Origin of the sequence: Streptomyces kebangsaanensis (assembly GCF_001906585.1) — a bacterium.
In the GTDB taxonomy this organism is placed as follows: Bacteria; Actinomycetota; Actinomycetes; order Streptomycetales; family Streptomycetaceae; genus Streptomyces; species Streptomyces kebangsaanensis.
The window spans coordinates 1-3,479 of record NZ_JUJA01000029.1 but is presented as its reverse complement, the minus strand read 5'-3'; the positions used below and the strand labels follow the sequence as shown (position 1 = coordinate 3,479).

The window sequence follows — 3,479 nt, the reverse complement described above, 5'->3', positions numbered from 1 at the left end:
GTGCGGCAGCGGGCCCGGCTGGTAAAGGCGCGGGCCTGGCTGGAGCGAGCCCGCACCCCCGACCGGTCCCCTCACCGGAGTCCCGTGCCTGCCTGAGTGACCCCAACTCCCGGCTGATGCTCAGCAAACGCGGCGGCTACCTGCAGGGATACAACCTGCAGATCGCGTGCGCCCGCCGCCAGCTCCTGCTGGCCATCGAGGTGCACGACAATCCCTCGGACACCACGGCCCTCGTCCCGATGGTGACCAAGACCCGGCACAACCACCAAGCCGCCGGGCTTCCCGGTGGCATCCGGCTCTGGCTCGCCGACAGCGGATACGCCTCCACCGCCGCCTTCGAGGCCCTCGCCGACCTCCCGCTGCTGGTCTTGGTCACCAGCGAAGCCCACCAGGCAGGGTTCTCCGCGAAGCGCCAACACGCCCGCGCCGGCCAGCACGCGATGGCCGCCCGCCTCGCCACCCCAGCCGGTCGGGTCCAGTACCGGCAACGCAGTGCCCTGGTCGAGCCGGGATTCGCCCAGCTCTTCCAGCGATTCGGGCGCCACCTCAACTACCGCGGCCGCCCGGCCGTGGACGCCGAGATCAAGCTCCTCGGCACGGTCCACAACCTCAACAAGCTGCTCAGCCACACGGCCAGAACTCGCTCTTGACCTTCACCGGGGAGGAGTTGTGCGACAGCCTCGCCGCCGTCGCGCGGACGTTGCGAAACCCCCGGCGGACCCGGGCGGGGCCGGGGTCGCGGAGCATGACCCGGTCCGAGCGCAGGCGCCCGACCAGCACGACGGGCAGGTCGGTGAGGGCGTGGGTCAGGTAGGCGACGTCGTAGCCGGAGTCCATCACGATCAGGATGTCCGGGTCGCCTGGTCTCCAGTGGCCTGCGATCGTCAACCTCTCGATGACATCGCGGAATTGGGCGGCGGTGACGGTGGTCGCGTCGTCGGCCGGGCCCAGGCGGACCGCGTCCAGGAGAGCGACCCAGGAGGGGCGCCCGGACTCCATGGCCGCGACGAAGGAGTAGGGCCAGCCGGGCACCAGCTGGTCCGAGCCGCGGTCGCCGCGTCCGTAGACATGGTAGAAGAGCCGGTCGCCGCTGGTGGGAGCGTCGGGTCGCAGCCAGTGCGACACGTCCACCGCCAGCACGATCCGCCCGTCGGCCGCCTTCGGCAGCGGCAGGCTCGCCAGCCGCGCGGCGCGACCGTGTCGGTTCCCGCCAGCCACGGTCCAGGGCCGCGTACAGCGCACCGTGCCCGCGCCGGCGCTCGACCGCCAAGGAGAGCTCGACCAGGGTTTTCACCGGTCCGTCCGCGCACAGCACCGCGTCGGTGAGCTCGAAGAGCGAGTCCGCGCGGCTGTACAGGCAGTCGTAGAAATCGACACGAAAGTGGGACAGGACGCCCAGTGCGGCGTCGGCGGGACCTGCAGGAGCGAGACTCTTCACCAGCGGCCGTTCCTTCACGCGACATTGCTCGACACCTCGAAGCGTGAAGAACGGCCGCCCTGCTGTCCCTCGAAGAACACGAGATCAGCGGGTCGAGTGAACCGGCGAGGTTAAACGCCAAGCTGTAGGGTCGGGGGCTGGCGCGGTGGCGGAGTGCTTCCGCTCCGTTTCCAGCCCCCGCCGCTTCGAACCGTGCATGCGGTTCTCCCGCACACGGCTCACCGACGCCGTTCACCGACGGCATTCGGCCTCTCCCGCCAGGGCTTTCCGGCCCTGGGTGCCACGACGGTTCCATACGGGCTGATCAGGCCAAGTTCATTCGGGGACGAGACGGTCAGCACCCACCAGCCGAAGGCCCGGCTGCGCCGGTGCTTTCTGCTGATGAAGTGCGCGACGCGTTCCCGCGCGAACCTTCCGATCTTGCTGAAGCGGCGGGCGGAATGGCCGTACCGGAAGTACGCCATCCACCCGCGGAGGAACAGGTTCACATCCCCCACGATCGCTTCGGGATGCAGCGGAAGCCGGCGCCGGGCGGTGATCTCCCGGATCCGGTCGCGGGCGTGCTGCATCGCCCTGTCCGAGGGCCAGCGGGCCAGGAAGTCGACGCGTCGGCGTCCGCGCAGTCCCCGGGAGCGGACCTGACGATGGTGAAACCCGAGGAAGTCAAAGCCTTCCCCGTCCGTCATCAGGTGCACGATCCTCGTCTTGGACTCCTTCGGCCTCAGCCCCAACTCCCCCAGCAGTGCGGCCAGTCGGGCGAGTGCCCGCTCGGCCTGACTGCGGGAGAAACACATCACGACCAGGTCGTCGGCGTAACGGACCAGGACTCCGTCGTGCTCGTCCCATGCCCGGTCCAGCCGGTGCAGATAGACGTTGCACATCAACGGTGAGATCACACCGCCTTGCGGGGTCCCGGTCACCGGCCGCCGCACCTGCCCGTCCTCCATCACCCCGGCCCGCAGGATCTGCCGCAGGAGCCTGAGAACAGACTGGTCACAGATGCGCTCTTCGACCGCGCGCATCAACTCCTCATGCGGGATCGCCGAGAAGCACTCGGCGATGTCCGTCTCCACCACCCACCGCCTGCCCCGATGGTGCTCGTCGATGAGCACCTGCAGAGCATCGTGCGCCGAGCGTTTCGGGCGGAACCCGAAGCTGCACGGCAGCATGTCGGCCTCGAAGACCGGCTCGAGCACGATCTTCATCGCCGCCTGCACGATGCGGTCACGAACCGTCGGGATGGACAGCGGCCTGCGCTCGTCCTTCACCCCCGGCTTGGGGATGAACACCCGGCGGGCGGGCTGGGGACGATACTGTCCCCGCCCCAACTCGTCGGTCACTTCGTCGAGAAGACGGTCGATGCCGTACTCCTCAACCTGGGCCAGGGTGGTGCGGTCGATGCCCGGTGCGCCGTTGTTGGCACGCACCATGGCCCACGCACGCCGGAGCACATCCCTGCGGTGGATCTTGTCTCCCAGCGCGTGGAACCGCCGTCCGGGATCGGCCTTGGCCGACCGGTAAAGCGCATGCTGCAAAGCGCGGACCTTGTCCGAGGGAGAACGTCCCCCGACGGCGGGACTAGCCATATGGGCACTCACCGGGCCCCTCCTTGTCACCATGACGCACCGACGAAGCAGTGGCCCTTCCCTCACCGGGAGTTGTGCTGTCTCCTCGGCTCAAGCAGTACTACGGCCACCTCCGACGCCCACCCGGCTCACGCCCACTTCCCGGGATCACCGGTTATAGGACGCGCAGCTTCCGGCGACGATTCTCCGCAGGTCACCGGGCCAGGGAGGGCCTCCCCAGTTCCCGCCGCCACCCTCGATACGTTCCGCGCCCCATACGCCGGGGAGTCCTTCACGGCTGCCCGTCCAGGATCTTCACCGCTTCCATGGCCTTCACCCCGATTTCGAAGGGCTCGGCACTCCCTCGTTCCACCCGAAAGGATGGCTGAGTAACGACGCCGCAGGCTTCGCGTGATGCTACGGACCGTATCGTCGCTCCCCCTTTACAGGGCCTTTGACGCTGGGCTTCGACGCCG

Annotated in this window: 3 protein-coding genes and 1 pseudogene; 1 reads left to right on the top strand and 3 read right to left on the bottom strand. The window is 68.8% G+C overall.

Annotated elements, in window-relative coordinates:
- Positions 1 to 116 precede the first annotated feature (116 nt).
- The gene (locus tag RH94_RS02655; RefSeq protein ID WP_073946051.1) at positions 117 to 650 is read left to right on the top strand and encodes a transposase; all 534 of its coding nucleotides are present in this window, start codon (positions 117 to 119) and stop codon (positions 648 to 650) included.
- A gap of 70 nt (positions 651 to 720) precedes the next feature.
- On the opposite strand, the pseudogene RH94_RS02650 reads toward RH94_RS02655, so the two are convergent.
- From RH94_RS02650 to RH94_RS42055, 3 genes and pseudogenes are all read right to left on the bottom strand, one after another.
- Positions 721 to 1,399, bottom strand: a pseudogene (locus RH94_RS02650) (transposase); the annotation flags it as partial.
- A gap of 257 nt (positions 1,400 to 1,656) precedes the next feature.
- A complete protein-coding gene (gene ltrA, locus RH94_RS02645; protein WP_073946045.1) occupies positions 1,657 to 3,036 on the bottom strand; it encodes a group II intron reverse transcriptase/maturase in 1,380 nt (459 codons plus the stop codon).
- A gap of 259 nt (positions 3,037 to 3,295) precedes the next feature.
- Positions 3,296 to 3,479 (bottom strand): hypothetical protein (locus RH94_RS42055; RefSeq protein ID WP_234425489.1); only part of this gene is annotated, 184 nt, incomplete at its 5' end.